Here is a 3075-nt window from a genome sequence, read left to right as displayed (position 1 = left end):
TTGCGGCGCCGCACATCAGCAGCAGCAGGGCGGCCAGGCAAAAGGCAATCAGGCGGGGGATCGAACGCATGGCTGCCATCATAGAAGGCGCCATTTGCTGCCCGCGGCGCGGGGCGTGACAGCGTGTGTCTGCCGGGCCGCGCGGCGGGAAGCGGTCAATCGGCCGGGCTGAACAGGTCGACCCGGTCGGTGATGATGCCGTCGGTGCCCAGCTCGACGAGCCGCTCGGCGGCCCATTCGTCATTCACGGTGTAGCTCAGCGCGCGCATGCCCGCGCCTTGCACCTGCGCCACCGTGGCGGCGTCCCAGAGCGCGTGGTTGCAGACCACCGCGGTGCAGTCCAGGCCGGTGGCCGCGGCCAGCCAGCCGTCCCGCAGCGTGTCGAGCAGCAGCCCGCGCGGCAACTCGGGCTGCACCGCCCTGGCGCCCGCGAGCGATTCGGCCTGGAACGAGGTGAGCAGCGGCGGTATGGCCGCGCCCTGCCACAGCCGGGCCGCGAGCCGCGCCACCGCTTCGCCGGTTTCGCGTTCGGTGCCCGGGGTGGGCTTGATCTCGATGTTGAGCAGGTGGCCGTTGGCCAGGCAGAAGCGCGCGAGGTTCTCGAGCGTGGCAAGCGGCTCGCCCGCAAAGGCGCGCGAATGCCAGCCGCCGGCGTCGAGCTGAGCCAGCGCGCTCCAGGGCTGCGCACCGCCGATGCCGTGGCCGTTGGTGGTGCGGTCGAGCGTGGCGTCGTGCATCAGAAAGGCCACGCCGTCGGCGCTGAGCTTCGCATCGCACTCGAACATGCGGTAGCCGTGCGCCGCGCCAAGGCGGAAGGCCGCGAGCGTGTTCTCGGGCGCCAGCTTGCCGGCGCCGCGGTGCGCGATCCAGCGCGGATAGGGCCAGGGCTTCATCCGTGCCGGCATCGTCAGTCGGCCCGCTTGCCGGAGCCGGCATCGAACCAGTGCAGCTTGTCCTCGCGCGCCGCGATCTTCACGGTGTCGCCCGCGACCGGCGGATGATCGCTTTCGTCGGTGCGCATGATGATCTGCTCCTCGCCGATGCGGCCGTACACCAGCCGCTCGGCGCCCAGCAGTTCGACCGACTCCACCTGCACCGACCAGCCGCTTTCGTCCAGCGTCAGGTGCTCCGGGCGGATGCCCAGGATCTGGCCGGGCCGCACGCCGGGGGCGTGCTGCAGCAGGTTCATCGGCGGCGAGCCGATGAAGCTGGCAACGAAGGTGGTGGCGGGCCGGTTGTAGACCTCTTCGGGCGTCGCGAACTGGTCCATCACGCCGCCGTTCATCACGATGATGCGCTGCGCCAGCGTCATGGCCTCGACCTGGTCGTGCGTGACGAACAGCGAGGTGATGCCGAGCTCGCGGTGCAGCTTCTGGATCTCGATGCGGGTCTGCGCGCGCAGCTTGGCGTCCAGGTTGGACAGCGGCTCGTCGAACAGGAACACCTGCGGCTGGCGCACGATGGCGCGGCCCATGGCCACGCGCTGGCGCTGCCCGCCCGAGAGCTCGCGCGGCTTGCGCTCGAGCAGGTGGCCCAGCTCCAGGATCTTGGCCGCCTTGTCGACGCGGGTCTTGATCTCGGGCTCCGGCACCTTGGCGATCTTCAGGCCATAGGCCATGTTCTTGAACACGCTCATGTGCGGATAGAGCGCGTAGTTCTGGAACACCATGGCGATGTCCCGCTCGGAGGGTTCGAGCTGGTTCACCACGCGCCCGCCAATGGAGATTTCACCGGCCGAGATTTCCTCCAGGCCGGCCACCATGCGCAGCAGGGTGGACTTGCCGCAGCCGGAGGGGCCGACGATGACGACGAACTCGCCTTCCTTGACATCGGCCGAGACGCCGTGGATGACCTGGTTGGCCTTGGCACCGTGGCCGTAGCGCTTGATGACGTTGCGAAGAGAAATGGCAGTCATTGTGTCGTTTGCTTCTTTGTCGGTTACTTCTCGGTGTCCACGAGGCCCTTGACGAACCAGCGCTGCATCACCACCACCACGATGGCCGGTGGCACCAGCGCGAGGATGGCCGTGGCCATCACCAGGTTCCAGTCCACTGCGGCGTCGCCCGAGGCGATCATTCGCTTGATGCCGATCACCACCGGATACATGTCCTCGCTGGTGGTGGCCAGCAGCGGCCACAGGTACTGGTTCCAGCCGTAGATGAACTGGATCACGAACAGTGCCGCGATCGATGTCTGGGACAGCGGCACCAGGATGTCCTTGAAGAAGCGCATCGGCCCCGCGCCGTCCATGCGGGCTGCTTCCACCAGTTCATCGGGCACGCTCAGGAAGAACTGCCGGAACAGGAAGGTGGCAGTGGCCGAGGCAATCAGCGGTACCGTCAACCCCGCATAGGTGTTGAGCATGTGGAGGTCGGCCAGCACCTTGTAGGTTGGCAGGATGCGCACCTCGACCGGCAGCATCAGGGTCACGAAGATCATCCAGAAGACGATCTTCTTGAACGGAAAGCGGAAGTACACGATCGCGAAGGCCGACAGCAGCGAGATTGCGATCTTGCCAAGGCTGATGACCAGTGCCGTGACCAGGCTGATCCACATCATCCGCCCCACCACCACGCGCGCGCCCTGGGTGTCGGCGCCGAGCAGGGCGGAGCTGTAGTTCTCGAACATGTGGCCGCCCGGCAGGAGCGGCATGGGCACCCGCAGGATCGCGTCGCGGGTATGGGTGGACGCGATGAAAGCCAGGTAGATGGGGAAGGCCACGATGGCAATGCCCAGGAGCAGCACCGCATGCGACAGGACCGTGAGGCCGGGGCGGCGTTCAACCATGGTGAGGCCTTAGGGAAAGGGCGAGGGAAGAGGCGGAGGAATAGGCGGTCATCAGTACTGGACCTTCTTTTCGACGTAGCGGAACTGGATCACGGTCAGCACGACAACGATCATCATCAGCACCACCGACTGCGCAGCCGAGCCGCCCAGGTCCAGCGCCTTGAAGCCGTCGTGCCAGACCTTGTAGACCAGGATGGCGGTGTCGCGCCCCGGCCCGCCTTCGGTGGTCGCATGCACGATCGCGAAGGCCGACAGCAGCGAGATTGCGATCTTGCCAAGGCTGATGAC

The 3075-nt window shown here is 66.9% G+C and carries 3 protein-coding genes and 1 pseudogene; all 4 read right to left on the bottom strand.

Annotated features, from left to right (window positions below):
* Nucleotides 1-155: 155 nt before the first annotated feature.
* Nucleotides 156-905: a glycerophosphodiester phosphodiesterase gene (gene ugpQ, locus AC1DOC_RS26410; RefSeq protein WP_478079537.1), complete on the bottom strand. Its 750-nt coding sequence runs from the start codon at nt 903-905 to the stop codon at nt 156-158.
* Nucleotides 906-907: 2 nt separating this feature from the next.
* Nucleotides 908-1915 (bottom strand): sn-glycerol-3-phosphate ABC transporter ATP-binding protein UgpC, encoded by a 1008-nt coding sequence (gene ugpC, locus AC1DOC_RS26405; RefSeq protein WP_018906399.1) that lies wholly within the window; start codon nt 1913-1915, stop codon nt 908-910.
* A 23-nt stretch (nt 1916-1938) separates the two neighbouring features.
* Entirely contained in the window at nt 1939-2787 is an 849-nt protein-coding gene (ugpE, locus tag AC1DOC_RS26400) for a sn-glycerol-3-phosphate ABC transporter permease UgpE (protein WP_018906400.1), read from the bottom strand.
* 51 nt (nt 2788-2838) lie between these two features.
* Nucleotides 2839-3075, bottom strand: a pseudogene (locus AC1DOC_RS26395) (glycerol-3-phosphate transporter permease); the annotation flags it as partial.

Source organism: Variovorax sp. 01T439_2, from assembly GCF_056398445.1.
This window is presented reverse-complemented; position numbering and strand designations above follow the sequence as displayed.